Origin of the sequence: Synechococcus sp. R70.1 (genome assembly GCF_047461675.1) — a bacterium.
In the GTDB taxonomy this organism is placed as follows: domain Bacteria; phylum Cyanobacteriota; class Cyanobacteriia; order Thermostichales; family Thermostichaceae; genus Thermostichus.
The window spans coordinates 1-868 of the sequence record NZ_JANSHR010000071.1 but is presented as its reverse complement, the minus strand read 5'-3'; the positions used below and the strand labels follow the sequence as shown (position 1 = coordinate 868).

Here is an 868-nt window from a genome sequence, read left to right as displayed (position 1 = left end):
AGCGGCATCTGCCTGAGCTGCAACGTACCTTGCGCAAGCTGGAAGCTCGTGTGGCTAAGCTGGAGCAGAGCAGTGGGACATAGATGGGGATCCCTGCCGATGGCTAATTCACTTGCTTGCCCCCAACGCAAAGATGCTAGCCCAAGAGAAACTGCAGGAAATCACTCCCCTCACCCGCGAGCAACTGGCAGAGCTCATGCCTTCGGCCCAGGGGCTGCTCAGCGATGAGCCCGAAATGGAACACTCCCTGCATGCTCTGCAGCTTTTGATTCTGGTCAGCTGCCTCGCCCGCCTCTAGCAAGACCGCCACGACTACTTCCTCGCCTGGAACCTCACCGTCTACTACAGCCGAGAGCAACTCAAAAATAAAGACTTCCGCGGGCCAGATCTGTTTTTGGTCAAAGGGGTAGAAAACCGCCCCCGCCCTTCTTGGGTGGTGTGGGAAGAAGGGGGGAAATATCCAGACTTGATTGTTGAGCTGCTCTCCGAGTCCACAGCCAAAGTGGATCGAGAGGAGAAGCGGGAGCTGTACCAGAGGATTTTCAGAACTCCAGAGTACTTCTATTTTTCTCCTGAGACCCTGGAGTTCATGGGTTTGCGGCTAAGGGGGGAGAAATACGAGGAGATTCCGCTCACAAAGGAGGGGTGGCGGTGGAGCGGGGTGCTGGGATTGTACCTGGGGATTCACAACCAGCAGCTTCGGTACTTCTTCCCCAATGGTGAGCTGGTGCCTACTCCTGAGGAAGAAAATCGAACGCCAACGGGCTGAGCAAGAGCGGCAGCGGGCTAAACAAGAACAGCAGAGAGCAGAGCACCTGGCCCAGAAGCTGCGGGAGCTAGGGGTGGATCCCGATACCTTGTAAGGGTA

Annotated in this window: 1 protein-coding gene and 1 pseudogene; both read left to right on the top strand. The window is 56.5% G+C overall.

Translation table 11 applies throughout. From position 1 onward, the window contains the following. Window positions 1-133: 133 nt before the first annotated feature. Window positions 134-298 (top strand): hypothetical protein, encoded by a 165-nt coding sequence (locus tag NW807_RS08910; RefSeq protein WP_414425878.1) that lies wholly within the window; start codon window positions 134-136, stop codon window positions 296-298. Between the two features lie 75 nt (window positions 299-373). Continuing rightward, a pseudogene (locus NW807_RS08905) lies at window positions 374-769 on the top strand (Uma2 family endonuclease); the annotation flags it as partial. Window positions 770-868 lie beyond the last annotated feature (99 nt).